The organism is Pseudomonas sp. LBUM1669 (genome assembly GCF_059695705.1).
This window is the reverse complement of sequence record NZ_CP166784.1, coordinates 3,311,915-3,331,240: the sequence shown is the minus strand read 5'-3', so window position 1 is coordinate 3,331,240 and position 19,326 is coordinate 3,311,915. Positions and strand designations below refer to the sequence as shown.

Below are 19,326 nucleotides of genomic sequence, written 5' to 3'. Positions count from 1 at the left end.
TAGCTACTACTCAACCGCTAAAAATGAGATGTCACTCACTGGGGCTCTGAAAATGATCGACGCAGAACTGCTGAAACTGGTGGTTGAAGCATCCAACGATGGCATCGTGGTAGCAGAGCAGGAAGGCGACGAAAACATCCTGATCTATGCTAACGCCGCCTTTCAGCGCCTGACGGGGTACAGCGTTGACGACATCCTGTACCAGGATTGCCGCTTCCTGCAGGGTGATGACCGTAACCAAGCTGGTTTGACAGTCATCCGCGAGGCGTTAAGGAATCAGCTCCCCTGTCGCCAAGTCATTCGCAACTATCGCAAGGACGGCAGCGCCTTCTGGAACGAACTGTCGATCACCCCAGTGTTCAACGACACCGATCAACTCACCTACTTCATCGGTATCCAGAAGGACGTCAGCGTCGAAGTTGAGGCCAAGGAACGAGTGCGTGAACTGGAAGCTGAAGTCGCACAACTGAAGACCCAACTGGCTCAATTTCAATCTAAAGCCTAGATGGATCCGCACTTGATGGGTTAACGATCCAGTATCCACTCGTAAAAACGTCCCTGTTTCTGAACCAGGGACTGGTGAGTTCTCAAGCAACGTGCCAACCCAACCCCCTCGCAATGTTCCGCTAGAACTCGTGCACTGCCGTAATCGTAATCAGATGGTGCACAAGGTCATGACCCATTCCAGCTATCCGGCGATATGCCAATGGCCCGGCTTTTCGCCGAGTTTGGTGTATGCCGATGCCCTACGTCATCGAAAGACAAGCGTGGTGCTTAAGGATGGCTGGGCTGCACGGATGTTCTGGTATAGAACCTCCTGAAAGTAATCGCTCAACTTGAGTATTCGAGCCCGCCAACTGATGGCATTACTGGGCTGAAAGACCATTTTTCGTCTGTCTTTCGCAGAAAACAAACACCCTGAAAAAGTCGGGGGCGTTTGTTGGGCGGGCCTTCAGCCCATTTTCACACAGTCTGTCGAAGGGCCCTTTCTTGTACTCAAACCAAACTCACTTAATAAGCCAAGACTCGACGATGTCCGAGCCGCGTCCGGCTTCCCAGACCTTTTGCTACGCTGACCTCTTTCATGGAGGATTCGCGATGCCAAATTCAGACCTGCTCCCTTCCCTGCTGGACTTGCCCCTGCAAAACCGGACACCAACTCCCCGTTAAATTGATGCCACTGCCAAGCGCCTGAACTCCCTCGGTGAGCGATAGTTCAAGGCGCTATGCGGATGCTGCTCGTTGTAATGTTCGAAGGCAATTGCCAGGTTACGCAGCGCCGTTTCTCGATCCGGCTTGGGCATGTGCGCCACGTAATCACGCTTGATCGTCTTCACGAAGCTCTCGGCCATGCCGTTGCTCTTCGGGCTGCGCACAGGTGTGGTCACCGGCTGCAAGCCGATCTGTCGAGCAAACAGGCGTGTCTGTTCGGCGGTGTACGCCGAACTGTTGTCGCTGAGTCATTGCACCGGCGTGACGGGCAGTTGATTGCCGAAGCGCTTCTCCACGCTTTCCAGCATTAAGTCGCGGATATCATCGCCGCTGTACCCGGTCGGGCTCGCGACCCAGCCGATGGCCTCGCGATCACAGCAGTCCAAGGCAAAGGTCACGCTCAGTTTCGCGCCGTCCTCGCAACGGAACTCAAAGCCGTCCGAGCACCAACGTGTATCGCTGGTTTGCACCGCAATACGGCCTTCGTGCCGACGCGGCACGCCGGGCTGTTTGATCCGGCGTTCAAGCAGCAGGTTGTGATCACGCATCACCCGGTAGACCCGCTTCACGTGGATCGCGGGTAGCAACTGGGTTTCACGTGCGCGACGCAGTAATCCCCAGACACGACGGTAGCCATAGCTGGGTAGTTCGCTGACCTGTTGCTGGATTTCGGCCACCAACTCAGCGTCGTTCACAGGCCTGCTTCGCCGTGTCTTGGCGATACCGATTGCTTGATTCGAACCGTTAATTACGAGCGCGCCACACCGAGACATTCGCTGACCAGCTTCACTGGTCGTCCCCCGGCAACAAGGGTGAGTGCGCAATCCATTTTCGCGACCGGGCGATCTCCACGGCCTCTTTGAGGATTTCTGCTTCCATTGTTTTCTTGCCCAGCATCCGTTGCAGTTCACGGATCTGCTTGAGCGCATCGCTCAGCTCGGAGGCAGGCACCACGGCTTCGCCCGCGCTGACCGCCGACAGGCAGCCGTCCTGGTAAAGCTTGCGCCACTGGAACAGCTGGTTGGCATTGATGCCATTGCGCCGAGCCACCACCGAAACGCTTTGCCCTGGCTCAAGACTCTCGCGAACCATGGCCAGTTTTTGCTCTGGGCTCCAGCGGCGCCGCCGCTCCTGGCCCAAAAGCTCCCCACTCTTATCGTTGCTGTTAGTCATAAACATAACCGTTTGCCTATCCCTTATCGTAAGGGGGAAACGGTGTCCTGTCTTTCATGGGGCTCGTTCACAAAGATAAGAAAATGGAACCTGTCGGTCCAATGGCAGGATCTAAAACGCCACAGGTATTGCACTCGGATACGTGCTTGATCGCCGCGAGTTACCTTCTGCGATGTTGCTCCCACTGCTCATTGCTCATCGCCAGGCGAAAGCCCAGATGCGACATGGAGTTCATGGGATCTGCGCCCTGCCTTGCGCTGGTTCGAAAGCTCGTGCAGTAGCTGTCGCTACACAAAAATGATCCGCCACGAACGACACGCTGTGGCGCATTGGCCGTCACCCCGAGTTCGGGGTCATAGCTGTCGGAAGGTCCTTCCGGGTTGACTACTGCTTCACCTACCCCTTGTCGATTGAGCCCAACGCGAAACGCGTCGGCACGATACCAGTCGGCGACCCACTGCCAGACGTTCCCGGACATATCGTAGAGCCCATAGGCGTTAGGTCTGTAACTGCCTACCGGCTTGGTGCCAATCTTGAATGTGTTACTGGCCCCGGTCACGGGAAACGGTTGAACCTCATCCCAGGTGTTGGCCATCTTCTCCCCGCCTGGCGAGAAGTCATTGCCCCACGCATAAGTTGCTTGTTCCAGGCCGCCTCGTGCGGCGTATTCCCACTCGGCCTCAGTCAGCAGGCGTTTGTGAGCCCATGCGGCATACGCCTGTACATCTTCACGCGAGACCTGAACCACCGGATGGTTGTCCTTGCCCTCGATGTCACTGTCCGGCCCCAACGGATGACGCCAGTCAGCCCCTGGGACAAATGCCCACCATTGGCTGAAATCACTGAGCGGGATCGGTCTGTCCGTGCCCACAAAAACCAATGCACCTGGCACCATGACACTGTCATCTGGCTCAGGCGTTCCCGGCGGCAGTTGTACTTTCAGATCTTCCCATTTGGGTTTGCGTTCAGCGGTGGTGACATAATGGGTTTCAGCAATGAAACGGGCGAAATCGGCGTTGGTAACGTCGTAGCGGTCGATCCAGTACCCGTCGAGTCTGACCTTGTGCGCAGGCCCCTCGTTGGGACGTGCCTGCTTATGATCGCTCCCCATCAAAAATTCGCCGGCAGGAAGCCAGACCATTTCCAAGGGGCCATTTTTTCCATCCCCCAGCGTCAACGGCACGGGGCCGCGAATGTTCTGGTACACAGCAAATGCCAGGCCGGCCGACAGGATCCCGGCGCAGACGATGGCGATACCCAAACGCCGTTTACTGATAAGCATGTGTGCTCCCCTTGATTTCAGGCAATGCGGCCATTGCCGAACCTTCCTGACATCAAGATCAGGTATAGACAGCACTACTCCAATGTCAACGCCCGCTCGCGAGAACGATGAGATGGACTGGCGAGTGAAAAAATCGGTTCTACACTTCGGGCTTGGGGTTTCGGGGGATTACGGGAGCTGGCCATGGCCATTGCACACTGGAATCAATCTTTATGCCTGCGCCTACGCATCAGTTCAGGGCTGGCAGTCTCCTTGCTGGCCTGTGCTTGCGCCAATGCAGCGACACAGGAAGTCACCGGTACGCCCGGTTCCCCCAGCGCGACCACAACCATCGACGGGCGATACCTCCCCAATCCTCCAGACGCGTTTCGAGGCGTTATCAACCTCGACGCCGAGAGCTCGACACCCTATTGGTCGCCCACCGTCGTTCCGCCCAAAGACGCGCCGAATATCTTGTTGATCATCACCGACGACGTCGGCTTCGGCGCGCCGAGCACATTCGGTGGGATCATCCCGACGCCGGCCATGGATCGCGTGGCGGCGGCCGGGTTGCGCTTCACGCAATTCAATTCGACGGCGCTGTGCTCGCCGACACGCGCCGCCTTGATTACCGGGCGCAATCACCATTCCGTCGGTTTCGGCGTCATCACCGAAATTTCCACGGGCTATCCCGGCTACAACAGCGTCATTACCAAGGACAAGGTGACCATTGGCAAAATCCTCAAGGACAACGGCTATGCCACCTCGTGGTTCGGCAAAAACCACAACACCCCGTCCTTCCAGATCAGCCAGGCCGGCCCGTTTGATCAGTGGCCCATTGGCATGGGCTTTGATTATTTCTACGGGTTCATGGGGGGCGAAACCAACCAGTGGCAACCGGGCAATCTGATGCGCAACACCACCCCGATCCATCCTTACGTCGGCAAACCGGGTTGGAACCTGATCACCGCGATGGCGGATGACGCCGTCGGCTACGTCAATCAATTGAACGCGCTCGATCCGAAGAAGCCGTTCTTTCTTTATTACGCACCCGGTGGCACCCACGCGCCGCATCACCCAACGCCCGAATGGATTGACAAATTCAAGGGCAAATTCGACATGGGCTGGAATGCCACACGCGAGCAGATCTTCGCCAATCAGAAGCGCCTCGGCGTCATCCCTCAGGAAGCCAAGCTCACGCCATGGCCGGATTCACTGAAGAAGTGGGACGAACTGCCTGCGGAGGAGAAAAAACTGTATGCCCACCAAATGGAAGTCTATGCGGCCTATCTCGCGTACACCGACCATGAAATCGGCCGGGTAATCCAGGCGGTCGAGGACATCGGCAAGCTCGATAACACGCTGATCATCTACATCAGCGGCGACAACGGCGGTAGCGCCGAAGGCACCCCCAACGGCACTCCGAATGAGATGACCACCTTCAACGGTATCAACGTGCCGGTGGCCGACCAGATGAAGTATCTGGACGTCTGGGGTTCGGATCAGACCTATCCGCATATGGCGGTGGGCTGGACCTGGGCCATGGACACCCCCTTCAAGTGGACCAAGCAAATTGCATCGCATTTTGGCGGCACCCGCCAGGGCATGGCCATCTCCTGGCCGAACCGGATCAAGGATGTCGGCGGCATCCGTAACCAGTTCCACCACGTCATTGATATCGAGCCGACGATCCTTGAAGCCACAGGCATTGATGCACCGCTCCAGGTAGACGGCATTGCGCAGAAACCCATCGAAGGCACGAGCTTGGCTTACCTCTTCGACAAGCAAAATACCGAAAAGCCTTCTACTCGTACCACGCAGTATTTCGAGATGTTTGGAATGCGCGCGCTTTATCACGAGGGCTGGATGGCATCAACGACGCCCTACCGCGCACCTTGGGACATCACCGTTCAACCACCCAAGGACATCGTCAATGGCGTCAAATGGGAGCTGTACGACATCTCCAAGGATTGGACTCAGAACGACGATGTAGCCGCTGCCAACCCTCAAAAGCTGAAGGAGCTGCAGGACTTGTTCTGGGTGGAATCGAACAAGTATCAGGTGCTGCCGCTCGACGCATCCGGTTTTACCCGCGTTGTTGCGCAGCGGCCGAGCATCGTGGCCGGACGCACCGAGTTCAACTACTTGTCGCCAGTGACCGGGATACTTCCAGGCAACGAGCCCAATGTGTTGAACAAGTCCTACGTCATTACCGCTGACATCACTGTTCCGGACAATGGCGGCGACGGTGTGTTGGTGACCGACGGCGGCCGGTTCGGGGGTTATGCCCTCTACCTTCTGAAAGGTAAGCCGGTGTTCAGTTACAACCTGGAAGGCGTGGCGCGATTCCGTTGGGAAGGCACCGAGGCACTCACGCCCGGCAAGCACAGCATCAGTTTCAATTTCAAATACGCCGGGCCGGGATTCGGTAAAGGCGGCACCGGCGTGCTGTCGGTGGACGGCAAGCAACTGGCTAGCCATACGATCCCCCACAGCGTTCCATTCGTCTTTGGCGTCGATGAGAGTTTTGATGTCGGCTCCGACACCGGTACCCCCGTCGATGACAAGGATTACCAGGTTCCGTTCGCGTTTACCGGCTCGCTGCACAAACTCACCGTCAAGCTCGAACCACCGCAGTTGAATGTGGCGGGCCAGCAAGCAGCTCAGAACAAAATCGGCAACAAGGACTAGGAACAATCAAGCGGGTCAACTCACACGAGACGACCCGCGATTGCTCTGCCGCTGATTGAGAAGCCCTCGATAGCCGTAGACCCGCCCGTCAGATGCTCAATCCAAAAGCAAGCTGCCTTGGCGACGACTGTGTTGTCGCAATTGCGCATTCCACACCACTACTCTTTTACCTGCCAGCCCCTCGTCTGGCATCCAGATCAAAGCGTCAGCCGGCTACCGCTGCGGCGATAAATCACCCCGTCGATGGATCTACGGCTTTCTCAACCGCATCAAGGCCGGCGCAGCGAACTTCGCCTGCAGGTCATCGAAGGACTTTATAGATCTCAGCAATCACCTGCATCGTTGCGTCTGCTATCGTTCCTTCATTGCGGCATAAAACCCAGCCGTGATCTGCAATCGCTCGCTCGAACGCTTCGGTACAAGCGACATGTTCTTCCAGCTTATGGATCACAGTACTGCTCAGCCCACGCCGTCGTGCCGCCGCCCTCGCCCATGAAATTTCAGGGGCGGTGACAACCCCGACATGCAGGTCTGGCACTTGCACGTTTCGATTGATGTTCAACTGTAGAATCTCTGCAAACGGGACTATCCGGCGAAACGCGGCATCAGACGGGTACCAGCGATCAATCAAGATGATGCTGCCTGGTGGCTGTTTAGCCAGCACGTGCTGGGAAATCCAGGTACGGCTATCAGCAAAGCGCTCACAAACCTCCAACTCCAAATCCCGGGTGGGATTTCTGACGAGTCTGTTAACGAGGGCCATTGTTTCACCCCTATAGGGATCGCTTTTTTTCTCGCAAAGTCGGATCACCTTTTTGTTGTCAGCCCTCAGTCCTTTCGTAACGGCCTCCAACAGTGTGGTTTTGCCGGCGCCCTTGGGCCCATCTAGAGAAACAAACAGCGGACGATTCATTCTTCACATAACGATTGATATACGGTTTTATTTGCCCTGTTGGTTCGCTGGAACCGCTTGGCGCGAGTAAGCGAATCGAGTGGAGGGCCCTTATGAACAGACATTTATGAGCACTCTAACCTGGTTTCTGCCTGCTTCGATATCGCCTTGGAACAGGCTGCGTGGCGTCTGGCACAAATCCGTGCTCTATGACATGGCCAACGAGATCGTCGCTGAAGAACTGGCGGACTTCTCGCATGGCTGACCACGATGCCGTCACTCTCCAAGTAAACAAAAGCAAGTGCGCCATGATCGACTCACGCACCGCCCCGTATGCCGCACTCGTTATGCGCCTGGCCCTAGGCGTCATGTTCATTGCTCAGGGCCTGACCAAAGTCTTCGTGTTCACTCCACCAGGCCTTTTCGAATCCGTCGGTTTTCCGGGCTTTCTCGCCTACTCTGCCGATACTGGCGCGGCGTGAACCCGGTCAATGCCTTGAACTGCCGAGTGAACGCACTGTGGTCCGTGTAGCCGCACTGCAGTGCGACTTCCGTGATGGGGACCTCGGTGTTCAGCAGACGGTGCGCATGTTCCAGCCGAACCTTTTGAATCATCTGCCGCGGCGTCAGGTGGAACACTCGCTTGCAATACCGTTCCAGTTGCGCCACTGAAATGCCGGCGATCCGCGTCAGTTCACCCAAGGTGATACGGCGGTTGAAATGCGCGCGAATGTATTCATCCACCGCTGCCAGGCGCTGATAGGCCGGGTGCGTATCACTGGCCGATTGCAGGTCAACCGAAATTCCCGCCAGGCCCATGATCTCACCGCTGCGGTTGTATAACGGGCGTTTATGCGTCAGGCACCAACCGGGCTCTCGACTCCCGTATAAGTGCAACTCCAGTTGGTCTTCCAGGACAAAGCCTTGCTCCAGTACACGACGATCCTGTTCGGTGTAACCAGGCCCCAGTTGTGCTGGAAAGACTTCGGCGCTGGTTTTTCCAAGCAGCGGTTGCAACTGTTTCAAACCGCAGCGCTGGACCAGTGTGCTATTGGCCATGACATAACGCGCCTTCATGTCCTTGATAAAGATCGCGGCATTGGGGATCACGTCCAGCATCGGCAACAGAAGTGCCACGCCCGCGAGTAACTCTTCGAGAGTATCGGGGCGATTCAGGTCGTTTCCTTGGCACAGGATCGCCAATGCGTTCTGCGTCATGACGCTTGTTCTCCCACTCTGCGGACAAGCAAAAATCCTCCCTTGCGCCCTCTCCGCTCCGCAGCTGGCCTTCACTGGCCGGTCACTTCGGAGCCGATGCCGAGGCGCGCGCAAGCAGATTGCCCCAAGGTTTACCCCTGTGTCGAGGCCCTCGGCATTGTGCCGATTTCGTCATTTGCAGCCATGGAAAACATCAATCGCAATCGCCCCTGACGCGTTCACTCTATCGGCAGGTTCGGTGGCCTGGTGGTGGCAACCGGCGGACCGGCACACTTCGAAAGGATAGGTAGATGAAACGAGTGCATGTCATCGACTCCCACACCGGCGGCGAACCGACTCGCCTGGTGATGAGTGGTTTCCCCCAACTGCCCTGCCAGACCATGATCGAGAAGCGTGATGCCCTGCGCGATCAGCATGACCACTGGCGCAGGGCTTGCCTGCTGGAGCCCCGTGGCAACGATGTGCTGGTCGGCGCGCTGTATTGCGAGCCGGTCTCGCCGGATGCCACTTGCGGCGTGATTTTCTTCAACAATGCCGGCTACCTCGGCATGTGCGGTCACGGCACCATCGGCCTGGTCAACTCATTGCATTACCTGGGGCATATTGCTCCCGGTGTACACAAGATCGACACGCCAGTCGGCCCGGTCAGCGCCACGCTGCATGACGACGGCTCGGTGACCCTGCGCAATGTGCCCGCCTACCGCTACCGCCAACAGGTGCCGGTCGACGTCCCCGGACACGGCCGCGTCTACGGCGATATCGCCTGGGGTGGCAACTGGTTCTTTCTGGTGTCCGACCACGGGCACGTGTTGCAACTCGACAACGTCGAAGCCCTGACCGAGTACACCTGGGCGATGCTCAAGGCTCTGGAAGCCCAAGGCATCCATGGCGAGGACGGCGCCGCCATCGACCATGTCGAGCTGTTTGCCGACGACGACCAGGCTGACAGCCGCAACTTCGTCATGTGCCCGGGCAAGGCCTACGATCGCTCGCCCTGCGGCACCGGCACCAGCGCCAAACTGGCATGCCTGGCGGCGGATGGAAAGCTGGCCGCCGGTGAGCCGTGGGTACAAGCCAGCATCACCGCCAGCCAATTCGTCGGCAGTTACGAATGGGAAGGCGAGCGTGTCCGCCCGTTCATTACCGGCCAGGCCTTCATGACCGCCGACAGCACGCTGCTGATCGACGAACAGGATCCCTTCGCGTGGGGCATTTGAGCGAACACGCTGCACTTCCCTCTCAAACACATTGAATGAACGCTGCAAGGAGTGACAACAATGAGCGCCAACATCTTCACGGGCTGCATGCCTGCACTGATGACCCCCTGCACTGCCGAGCGCAAACCCGACTTCGACGCGCTGGTGGCCAAAGGTCGCGAACTGATTGATATCGGCATGAGTGCTGTCGTGTATTGCGGTTCCATGGGTGACTGGCCCTTGCTCACTGAGGCCGAGCGCCAGGAAGGCGTGGCGCGTCTGGTTGCCGCCGGTGTTCCGACCATTGTCGGGACCGGCGCCGTCAACAGCCGTGAAGCGATTTCCCACGCGGCGCATGCGGCCAAGGTCGGCGCCCAGGGCCTGATGGTGATCCCTCGCGTCCTCTCCCGGGGTGCCTCGCCGGCCGCGCAAAAAGCTCACTTCGCGGCGATCCTGGAGGCTGCTCCAAATCTGCCGGCGGTGATCTATAACAGTCCTTACTATGGCTTCGCCACCCGTGCGGATCTGTTCTTCGAACTGCGCCGCGAACACTCGAACCTGATCGGCTTCAAGGAGTTCGGCGGTGCTGCCGACCTGCGCTACGCTGCCGAAAACATCACGTCCAAGGACGATGACGTCACCCTGATGGTCGGTGTCGATACGCAGGTGGTCCATGGCTTCGTCAACTGCAACGCCACCGGCGCGATCACCGGCATCGGCAACGCACTGCCGCGCGAAGTCCTGCAATTGGTGGCCCTGAGCAAGCAGGCGGCCAAGGGAGACGCCAAGGCCCGCCGCTTGGCCAGAGAGCTGGAATCTGCGCTGCATGTGCTGTCGTCCTTCGATGAGGGCTGCGACCTGGTGCTCTATTACAAACACCTGATGGTGCTCAATGGCGACCAGGAATACACCCTGCACTTCAACGAATCCGATGCGCTCAGCGATGCCCAGCGTCATTACGCCGAGCACCAGTACGCGTTGTTCCGCCAGTGGTACAAAAACTGGTCGGCAGAGCAGAACGTCGACTGATCCCACCCCTCTCGGCGGCCCGAAAAATGTCTGACTCCCCCGACACACACAACCCGCACGACAACGCGGACATTGCCGTGGTCGGCGCCGGCATTGTCGGCGTTGCCTGCGCTTTGCGGCTGGCACGCCAAGGTCTGCGAGTGGTGGTCATCGACCAGCAAGAGCCTGGCCGGGGCGCCTCGTTCGGGAACGCCGGGCATCTGGCGACCGAACAGGTGTTTCCAATCGCCGACCTGTCCATCCTCAAACGCCTGCCCGCCATGCTCATGGACCCGATGGGCCCGTTGCGCCTGGACTGGAAATACCTGCCGCGCGCCCTGCCCTGGTTCACGCGGCTGTTGCTGAACCTGCGCCCGGCGCCCTTCCAACGGACCGTCGCCGGCCTGCGCGCACTCAACGAAAGCAGCCTGGGCGCCTGGCACCGACTGCTGGAGGACATTGCCCGCCCCGATCTGCTGCGCGAGGACGGCTCGTTGCTGGTGTTCGAGCGCCCCGACTCGCATCCGGCGATCAAAGCGCTACAGGCCCGGATGCGCCATCAACACGTCCCGGTCGACTATTGGCAGGCCAAGGCGGTGCGCGAGGCCGCACCACAACTCACCGAGCGAATTCAGGGCGGTCTGTTTTTCCCGCGCACCGGGCATTTCCTCGACCCCTACCAAGTGGTCTGCGAACTGGTGCATGCCGCCAAAGCCAGCGGCGTGCATTTCCTCAAGCAACAGGTTCTGGGTGCACACCTGCATGAGAACGGCGTCTCGCTCATCACCGACCAGGGGCGTTTCACCGCCCGCCAGACCCTGATCGCCTGCGGTGCCCACTCCGCGAAGCTGACAGCAGCGCTGACCGGCAAAAAAGTACCGCTGGATACCGAGCGCGGCTATCACCTGATGTTGCCCCATGAACACGGGCGGTTGCCGTTCGCCGTCACCTCGCTGGAGCGCAAGTTCATCATGACCCCGATGGCCGATGGACTGCGCTTGGCTGGCACCGTCGAGTTCGCCGGCCTCGACCGCGCTCCGGTCATGGAGCGTGCCTGGCAGCTGCACCGGCTGAGTAAAGACCTGTTCAAGCGCGACTTGAACGCTGAGGCGGCGACGCCTTGGATGGGGTTTCGCCCTTCCTTGCCGGACTCGCTGCCGATCATCGATCGGGTGTGCGGCGGCAAGGTTTTGCTCGCCTTCGGTCACCAACACCTGGGCCTGACGCAGGCTGCGGTCACTGCCGAGCTCATCGCCCAACTCGCTTCGCCGGCAACCGCCAACCAATCCCATGGATTACCTGCCATCGAACCCTACAGACTGGATCGATTCTGAAGAACGCCCGCCGCCAGGCGGGTGTGGCAACTTTTGAACACTGACTTACACTGCGATACACCCAATGCAAACCAAATAACTGTTCAACGGATCGCCAGGTCCAAGGCAATCCGGGCATCCCGTCATGATCTGGGTAAAGCCAACATGAAAACGGTCACGGCCCATTTCACCTGTCTACTCGCTGCCAGCCTGTGCGTGGCGGCGAGCACCTGCGCACAGGCTGCGTCCCCTCCCGGCATCGACTGCGCCAAGACCAGGGCCTCCGTCGAAAAGCTCATCTGTCGCGATCAACAACTGACGCAGATGGATATCGAACTGACGCGTCTTTATCGCCTGGCGCTCACGGATCAACACTCCGTTCCGCCCCCGGACAAAGTGATCATTGACCAGCAATTCTGGATCGACGCCCGCAACGGATGTACCACCGGGCCGGAACTCAAGGCGTGCATCATCCGAAGTTATGCCGAGCGTGCGCACCAGCTACGCCAGGGCTCGGCCATTGTCAGAACCAAGGACCCAGACCGACTCACCGAAGGCCCGCTGGCGTTTCGTTGCACTGGCTTTAACACGCTGATTACCGCCACCTTCTTCAGTACGCAGCCGGGTGTCGTGTACCTGAAATGGGCGAACACCGCGATCACCCTGAACCAGGTACAGAGTGATTCTGGAGCCCGATACACCGGCAAGGATTACCAGGGCAATTACAGCTTCTGGCAAGACGGCAACGCGGTGCTTTTCCAGAAGCCCGGCTCAAGGGAAATGAGTTGCACGGTCGAGCCGGCTGGATAATTGAACCGTCCTCAAACCATCCCTATTTCCACCACCCCACCATTCAACCGAACCGGCCAGACCCGCAAACGCTGTTGCGGGTACTCCAGGCAACTGCCGTCCTCAAGCCTGAAATGCTGCTTGTAGATCGGTGAGGCCACCACCAGATCGCCCTTGATGCTGCCAACCAAACCGCGACCGATGACATTTGCCCCTGATTGCGGGTCGTGGTTGTCGATGGCGTAGAGGGTCTGCCCCTCAACACCCGGCAGGTAGAACAGCGCCACTTGCGCGCCGTCGAACCAGACGACGACGCCGGAGTTGCTGACCAGGTCCTGTTGCTCGCATACGGTTTGCCAGGCGTCGGTGTTTTCCAGGGAAGCGATGCCTCGGGTAGTGGACTGGCTCATCAGGCAATCTCCTCGGTGACAGGGATAAGGTTGAGTTCGGCGGCCATGATCGGACGCCGTTGACCGCGCTCCTGGACGAAGTGGATGTCCGGGTCCGGGCGTTTATCGTTGACGAAGGTGCGGAAACGCTTGAGTTTTTCCGGGTCCTTGAGGGCGTTGGCCCACTCGCATTCGTAGCGGTCGACCACCAACTGCATCTGCGATTCGAGCTCTTCACCCAGGCCAAGGCTGTCGTGAATGATCACGTCCTTGAGGAAACCGAGGCCGCCTTCCAGGCTTTCACGCCATACCGAGGTGCGCTGCAATTTGTCGGCGGTGCGGATGTAGAACATCAGGAAGCGGTCGATGTAACGGATCAGGGTTTCATCGTCGAGGTCGGTGGCGAACAGCTCGGCGTGACGCGGGCGCATGCCGCCGTTGCCGGCGATGTAAAGGTTCCAGCCTTTCTCCGTGGCGATCACGCCGACGTCTTTGCTCTGGGCTTCGGCGCACTCACGGGTGCAACCGGACACTGCGAATTTAAGTTTGTGCGGCGAACGCAGGCCCTTGTAGCGGTCCTCGATGGCCAGCGCCATTTTCACGCTGTCCTGCACGCCATAACGGCACCAAGTGCTGCCGACGCAGGACTTTACCGTGCGGGTCGATTTGCCGTAGGCGTGCCCGGTTTCGAAACCCGCTTCGATCAGCTCGGCCCAGATGTCCGGCAACTCGTGCAACTGCGCGCCGAACAGGTCGATGCGCTGGCCGCCGGTGATTTTGGTGTAGAGGTCGTATTTCTTCGCCACCACGCCGATGGCGATCAGTTTGTCGGCGGTGATCTCGCCACCGGGGATGCGCGGCACCACCGAATAGGTGCCGTTTTTCTGCATGTTGGCCATGAAGGTGTCGTTGGTGTCCTGCAGCGGTACCAGCGAGGCGTCCATGATTGGCTGGTTCCAGCACGATGCGAGGATCGAGCCCACCGCCGGCTTGCACATGTCGCAACCGGTATGGCCACGGCCATGTTTGGCCAGCAGTTCTTCGAAGGTGATGACGCCTTCAACCCGTACCAATGCGTAAAGCTCCTGACGGGTATAGGCAAAGTGTTCGCACAGGCTCTTATCGACGCTGACGCCACGGGCCATCAGCTCATGCTCGAACACCTGCTTGAGCAACCCGGCACAACCGCCGCAGCCGGTGCAGGCCTTGGTTTGCGACTTGAGCAGGCCGAGGTCGGTGCAGCCACCGTCGATGGCCGAGCAGATGGAGCCCTTGGTGACGTTGTGGCACGAGCACACCGTGGCCGACTCGGGCAACGCGCCCGGGCCCAGGGTCGGCGCGCCTTCGGACGAGGGCAGAATCAGGCTGGCGGGTTCCGCCGGCAAGGCAATCGCGTTCTGCATGTATTGCAGCAGCGTGTCGTAATAGCTGTTGTCACCAACGAGCACTGCGCCGAGCACGTGTTTGCCGGTCGCATCCACTACCAATCGGCGGTAGCTGGCGGTGGTTTCGTCGATGAACTGATAACTGCGCGAGCCCGGTGTGCTGCCGTGGGCGTCGCCGATGGAACCGACGTCGACGCCCAGCAGCTTGAGCTTGGTCGACATGTCCGCGCCCAAGAACGGCTCGGCCGCTTCGTTGCACAGCCGTGCGGCAACACCGCGCGCCATCTGGTAGCCCGGGGCGACCAGGCCAAAAATGCTGCCATTCCACGCAGCGCATTCACCGATGGCGTAGATGTGCGGATCGCTGCTCAGGCAGTGGTCGTCGACCACCACGCCGCCACGCGGGCCGACTTCCAGCGAGCACTGGCGGGCCAAGGCATCTTGTGCGCGGATCCCGGCGGAAAACACGATCAGGTCGGCCTCGAGAAATTCGTCATTGGCGAAATTCATCCGGTAGCGATATTCCTCGCCAGGGCTGATCGATTGAGTGCCACGCGACAGGTGCACGCTGACGCCGAGGCGTTCGATTTGGGCCTTGAGCGCACGACCGCCCTGCTCGTCCAGCTGAACCGGCATCAGGCGCGGGGCGAATTCCACCACATGGGCTTCCAGGCCCAGGCTTTTCAGGGCGTTGGCGGCTTCCAGCCCGAGCAAGCCACCGCCGACCACCACGCCACGTCGGGCATTGGACGCGGCAGCACGGATCGCATCAAGGTCTTCAAGGGTGCGATACACCAGGCGCGAATCACCCTCGGCGCCTTCGATCGGCGGCACAAACGGGTAGGACCCGGTGGCCAGTACCAATTTGTCGTAGGCGACGCAGCCTTGCGCGGTGATCACCTGGCGCCGGGCGCGGTCGATTTCCAGGACCGGCACACCCAAATGCAAGGTCACGCCCGGGGTCTGGTACAGCGAGGCGTCACTCAAGGCGAGCGATTCGGCGTCACGGCCGGTGAAGTATTCGGAAAGGTGCACGCGATCGTAGGCACGCATCGGCTCCTCGCTGAAGACGTGCAGCCGATAGTGATCAAGCGCCCCGCGCTCGATCAGCTGTTCGACACAATGATGTCCGACCATGCCATTACCGATCACGATCAGCGTTTGCAGCGTGTTCAACGCGGCCACATTGGAATTCATAAGAAGCACCCGGCTAAGCCCATCACGGTTCAAAAAGCAAAAAAAAACGCCTGAAACCTTGCGGTTCCAGGCGTCTTTGCCTGTTCTTTTGCGGTGTTGAAACCAGACGTCTCTGCCTGACCCCACCGATGTTGCCCACGAATCGATCGTCGTTGACCGAGGGGGCTGCCCACTCGATTGCGTTCACGGTGGGCCTGATCGATGTAATGCAGCGATTGTGCCAAACGCTGAATGTCAGTGTTTTACCGCTCCTTCCAGGGTTTTACGAAGATGAACGCTGCGGTTTCTGCCTTGGCTTAGTGCATGCCGCCGCACGAAAGCTTTATTAAAGTGCATTGGCACGCTTGGCTTACAGATACCAGCGATACTCCCGCGCACTGATCTCCTGCATGAACGCCAGATGATCCTGGCGCTTATTCTCGCAATACACGTCCACGAACTCCGCGCCCAACCCTTTGCGCAGGTGAGGTTGATGCTGCATGGCGCGCACCGCTTCGAGCATCTCCAGCGGGAAGTCGACCCCACTGTTGCGGTCTTCATTGAGCGGCTGGATCGGTTCGTTGCCCGCTTCCAGGCCATGTTCGAGTCCCACCAGAATCGCCGCCAACACCAAGTACGGGTTGGCATCGGCACCGGCCAGGCGGTATTCGATGCGCAGGTTTTTCGCATCCGATTCCGGAATGCGCAGGCACGCATCGCGATCCTCGAAGCCCCAGCTCGCCCGGGTGGCGATGTTGGTTGTGCCGCCCAAACGGCGAAAGGCGTTCTGGTTCGGCGCGAAGATCGGCATGCAATGCGGCAGCAATTCCAGACAGCCGGCCACGGCATGGCGCAGTGATTGCTGCTGGTTCGCTGCGAGGAGGTTATTGCCGGCGGCGTCATACAGGCTGACGTGCACATGCATACCGCTGCCCGGGTGCTGCAAGTAAGGCTTGGCCATGAAGCTGGTGCGGTAACCGTGTTTCAGGGCGACACCACGGGTGCTGCGACAAAACAAGGCCGCCCAGTCCGCTGCGCGCAAACCATCATCAAGATGGCCGAAATTGATTTCGAACTGGCCCGGGCCGAGCTCGGCGGTGATCACCGTGGTATCGATGCCTTGCGCCCGCGACACCTCGACCATCTCATCAAGCACCGGCGCAAAGCGTGACAGGCGCTCGATGTGCATGTTCGGCTGATCGTCGGCATCGTCCGTCAGGTCATCCCGGGGGAATTGCGGCAGCCCGTCGCGCAGTTTTTTATCGAACAGATAGAACTCCAGTTCGAACGCCACCACCGGATGAATGCCTTTGCCGGCGAGCCTGTCCAGCACCTGCGCCAGGACCTGCCGCGGCTCGAATACGATCGGGTTCTCGGTGCCGTCCGAGGTGATCAGCATTTGCCCCAGCGGTTGTGCTTCCCAGCTGACTGGTTTGAGCGTTCCGGGCACCAAGCGGCGCAGCGCATCCGGGTCACCGTCGTTAAAGCAGTAGTCGCCAATCTTGAACAACCCGCCTTGCACGCCCAGCAGCACACAGTTTTGCGGCAGTTTCAGCGCGCTGCCGGCTGCGACCTTTTCCAGCATGTCCACAGGGTAGCGCTTACCGTAGAAGTGCCCCGGAATGTCCAGGGAAATCAGGTCGACATAACGTACATCAGGGTAGCGTTGGCGAAAGGCGCGCACCTCGGCCAGCAGATCAGCGTCCATCATGGTAGGTCCTATTGTGGTTATCAGGTGTAGACCCAGAGCACTCGCGTGAGCTGCTCGGTGAGGTTGCCGTAACGGCAACGGGTATGGCTGTCGAACTGAAAGCTGTCGCCAGCGTGCAAGGTGACGGCATCGTCATCGCCCAACCACAGCGTCAACTCGCCTTCGAGCACGTAGCCGCCCTGCTCCGAGCTGTCACTCAAGTGCCGCTCGCCACTGCTTGCGCCGGCTTCGAGGTGACTTTCGAGCATGGAAAACGAAGCGCGCATCTTCGGCGACACCAGAATGTCGGTGATGCCATTGGCGTAATACAGCGTGCGGCGTTCATCTGGCCGGGTGACCCACGGCAGTTCCTTGGGTTTGGGCAGGCTGTAGAAATAGGTGGTCGGCACGCCCAGGGTTTCGCTGATCGCCGTCAGGTCGGCCACGGTGGGCCGTGACAAGCCGCGTTCGACCTGCGAGAGAAAGCCGACGGAACGACCGATCTGGTCGGCCAGGTCCTTCAAGGTGTACTTCTTGTGCTTGCGCAGATCGTGGATAAGGATCGCCAGCGCAGCGATTTCTTCTTGCTTGTTCATGCCTGGAATTCCGCCAAGTGATTCATCAAATGCTGTCGCGCAGTCGATACCACGCCTTGCCGATGGCTTCCAGCGGCGCCGCCAGGTATTTACCGCCCGGGAAGCTGCCGTTACTCAAGCCCTGATACAACGCCAGTTCATCGCTCTGGGCGAGAATTGCGTCGGACACGGCGCGGGCGGCGGCCAACGTCGGAAGCACACCATGCCCGGAATACCCCTGGAGCCAGTAGCGATCACCGCTGCGACCGATATCCGGGGTTCGTTTGAGCGTCAGGTCGATATGCCCGCCCCAGGCGAACTCCAGCTTCACGCCTTTGAGCTGCGGGAAAACCCGTTCCAGAAACGGCCGGGTCGCGCTGGCAATGTCCTTGGGCATACCGCCCAGATACGTGCAGCCACCGCCGAACAGCAGACGGTTGTCCGGCGTGCGACGGAAGTAGTCGAGGACGAATTGGTTGTCGGTGACGCAAACATTGCTCGGCAACAACGCCGTGACCTGCTCGGCCGTCAGCGGCGCGGTGGCGACTTGATAAGTGCCCACCGGCAACACACAACTGGCCAGTTGCGGGTCGAGCTCGTCGAGATAGGCATTGCAGGCCAGCACCAGCACATCCGCGCGAATCGATCCGCGTTCGGTGTTTACCAGGAACTGACCGCCCTGCTCTCGATAACTCAACGCCTTGCTTTGCTCATGGATACGGCCGCCCGCCCGTTCGATGGCGGCAGCGAGGCCGAGGGCCAGTTTCAGCGGGTTCAGATGCCCGCCCTCGGGGTCATAAAGGCCTGCCTGGTAGCGCTCGCTGGCCACCCACTCCGGCAACTGTTCACGGCGGATGAACTGCAAGCCGTTGTGGCCCCACTTGTGACTGGCTTCGTGCTGCCACTCGGTCAGCTGACTGACCCGACGGGGCATGACCGAGGTCCACAAGTGGCCGGCGCGGTAATCACAGTCGAAACCATGGCGAGCCGGCAACTCACGCAGCTCTTGCGCGGCCCAGCGCATGCCGTCCCACAACCGTCGCGCACGCTCGTAGCCCAACGCTGCTTCCAGAGGCGGCATGTCGCACGACCAGCCGAGAATCGCCTGCCCACCATTGCGCCCCGACGCGGCCCAAGCCACGCGGCTGGCTTCCAGCAGCGTCACGCGCTTGCCGGCCAAGGCCAGGCGCAACGCAGTATGCAGGCCGCTGAAACCGGCACCGATGATCACAACCTCAGTGGTTTGCTCGCCGGCAAGCGCCGGTCGGGTGGTCAGGTGATCAGCGCAACTGTGGGCGTAGTAGCTGGCGACATGCTGCGTGGACTGCTGAAACATACAAGCCTCATGAAATTATGTT

General features: G+C 59.6%; 15 protein-coding genes and 2 pseudogenes. 8 read left to right on the top strand and 9 right to left on the bottom strand.

Annotation, left to right across the window (positions count from 1 at the left end; genetic code table 11):
* Positions 1 to 52 precede the first annotated feature (52 nt).
* Positions 53 to 505: a PAS domain-containing protein gene (locus ACA051_RS15510; protein WP_497302889.1), complete on the top strand. Its 453-nt coding sequence runs from the start codon at positions 53 to 55 to the stop codon at positions 503 to 505.
* A gap of 661 nt (positions 506 to 1,166) precedes the next feature.
* Here ACA051_RS15510 and ACA051_RS15505 read toward each other — a convergent pair.
* Positions 1,167 to 2,385: pseudogene (locus tag ACA051_RS15505) on the bottom strand (IS3 family transposase).
* 160 nt (positions 2,386 to 2,545) lie between these two features.
* Positions 2,546 to 3,667 carry a formylglycine-generating enzyme family protein gene (locus ACA051_RS15500; RefSeq protein ID WP_497370735.1) on the bottom strand — a complete coding sequence of 374 codons (1,122 nt, stop codon included), beginning with the start codon at positions 3,665 to 3,667 and terminating at the stop codon, positions 2,546 to 2,548.
* A 183-nt stretch (positions 3,668 to 3,850) separates the two neighbouring features.
* Between ACA051_RS15500 and ACA051_RS15495 the strand changes: the two genes are divergently transcribed.
* Positions 3,851 to 6,337: an arylsulfatase gene (locus tag ACA051_RS15495; RefSeq protein WP_497370733.1), complete on the top strand. Its 2,487-nt coding sequence runs from the start codon at positions 3,851 to 3,853 to the stop codon at positions 6,335 to 6,337.
* A 301-nt stretch (positions 6,338 to 6,638) separates the two neighbouring features.
* On the opposite strand, the gene ACA051_RS15490 is transcribed toward ACA051_RS15495, so the two are convergent.
* Entirely contained in the window at positions 6,639 to 7,250 is a 612-nt protein-coding gene (locus tag ACA051_RS15490) for a dTMP kinase (RefSeq protein ID WP_497370731.1), read from the bottom strand.
* A 106-nt stretch (positions 7,251 to 7,356) separates the two neighbouring features.
* On the opposite strand from ACA051_RS15490, the gene ACA051_RS15485 reads away from it, so the two are divergent.
* Positions 7,357 to 7,494: a hypothetical protein gene (locus tag ACA051_RS15485; protein WP_497302881.1), complete on the top strand. Its 138-nt coding sequence runs from the start codon at positions 7,357 to 7,359 to the stop codon at positions 7,492 to 7,494.
* Between the two features lie 43 nt (positions 7,495 to 7,537).
* Positions 7,538 to 7,687, top strand: a pseudogene (locus ACA051_RS15480) (DoxX family membrane protein); the annotation flags it as partial.
* Here ACA051_RS15480 and ACA051_RS15475 read toward each other — a convergent pair.
* Positions 7,635 to 8,447 (bottom strand): PAS domain-containing protein, encoded by an 813-nt coding sequence (locus ACA051_RS15475; RefSeq protein ID WP_497302879.1) that lies wholly within the window; start codon positions 8,445 to 8,447, stop codon positions 7,635 to 7,637. The pseudogene ACA051_RS15480 and the gene ACA051_RS15475 sit on opposite strands and share 53 nt — an antisense overlap.
* Before the next feature lie 290 nt (positions 8,448 to 8,737).
* Between ACA051_RS15475 and ACA051_RS15470 the strand changes: the two genes are divergently transcribed.
* From ACA051_RS15470 to ACA051_RS15455, 4 genes are all read left to right on the top strand, one after another.
* Positions 8,738 to 9,664, top strand: a complete 927-nt coding sequence (locus ACA051_RS15470; protein ID WP_497302878.1) for a 4-hydroxyproline epimerase — start codon at positions 8,738 to 8,740, stop codon at positions 9,662 to 9,664.
* A 60-nt stretch (positions 9,665 to 9,724) separates the two neighbouring features.
* A complete protein-coding gene (locus ACA051_RS15465) occupies positions 9,725 to 10,672 on the top strand; it encodes a dihydrodipicolinate synthase family protein (RefSeq protein WP_497302877.1) in 948 nt (315 codons plus the stop codon).
* Positions 10,673 to 10,698: 26 nt separating this feature from the next.
* Complete coding sequence (locus ACA051_RS15460) at positions 10,699 to 11,985, top strand: NAD(P)/FAD-dependent oxidoreductase (protein WP_497370729.1); 1,287 nt, start codon at positions 10,699 to 10,701, stop codon at positions 11,983 to 11,985.
* A 144-nt stretch (positions 11,986 to 12,129) separates the two neighbouring features.
* Positions 12,130 to 12,774, top strand: a complete 645-nt coding sequence (locus ACA051_RS15455; protein ID WP_497302873.1) for an MliC family protein — start codon at positions 12,130 to 12,132, stop codon at positions 12,772 to 12,774.
* 11 nt (positions 12,775 to 12,785) lie between these two features.
* Here the strand turns inward: ACA051_RS15455 and nirD are convergent, their stop codons facing one another.
* The 5 genes from nirD to ACA051_RS15430 all read right to left on the bottom strand — a co-directional run bounded on the left by nirD (position 12,786) and on the right by ACA051_RS15430 (position 19,304).
* Positions 12,786 to 13,163 carry a nitrite reductase small subunit NirD gene (nirD, locus tag ACA051_RS15450; RefSeq protein ID WP_497302872.1) on the bottom strand — a complete coding sequence of 126 codons (378 nt, stop codon included), beginning with the start codon at positions 13,161 to 13,163 and terminating at the stop codon, positions 12,786 to 12,788.
* Positions 13,163 to 15,724: a nitrite reductase large subunit NirB gene (nirB, locus tag ACA051_RS15445; protein WP_497370727.1), complete on the bottom strand. Its 2,562-nt coding sequence runs from the start codon at positions 15,722 to 15,724 to the stop codon at positions 13,163 to 13,165. The genes nirD and nirB overlap by 1 nt, the downstream gene beginning before the upstream one ends.
* A gap of 349 nt (positions 15,725 to 16,073) precedes the next feature.
* Complete coding sequence (locus ACA051_RS15440) at positions 16,074 to 17,414, bottom strand: glutamine synthetase family protein (RefSeq protein ID WP_497370725.1); 1,341 nt, start codon at positions 17,412 to 17,414, stop codon at positions 16,074 to 16,076.
* A gap of 20 nt (positions 17,415 to 17,434) precedes the next feature.
* On the bottom strand, positions 17,435 to 17,989 hold the full coding sequence (locus ACA051_RS15435) for a helix-turn-helix domain-containing protein (protein ID WP_497302867.1): 555 nt from the start codon (positions 17,987 to 17,989) through the stop codon (positions 17,435 to 17,437).
* 25 nt (positions 17,990 to 18,014) lie between these two features.
* A complete protein-coding gene (locus ACA051_RS15430; RefSeq protein WP_497370723.1) occupies positions 18,015 to 19,304 on the bottom strand; it encodes an NAD(P)/FAD-dependent oxidoreductase in 1,290 nt (429 codons plus the stop codon).
* Positions 19,305 to 19,326 lie beyond the last annotated feature (22 nt).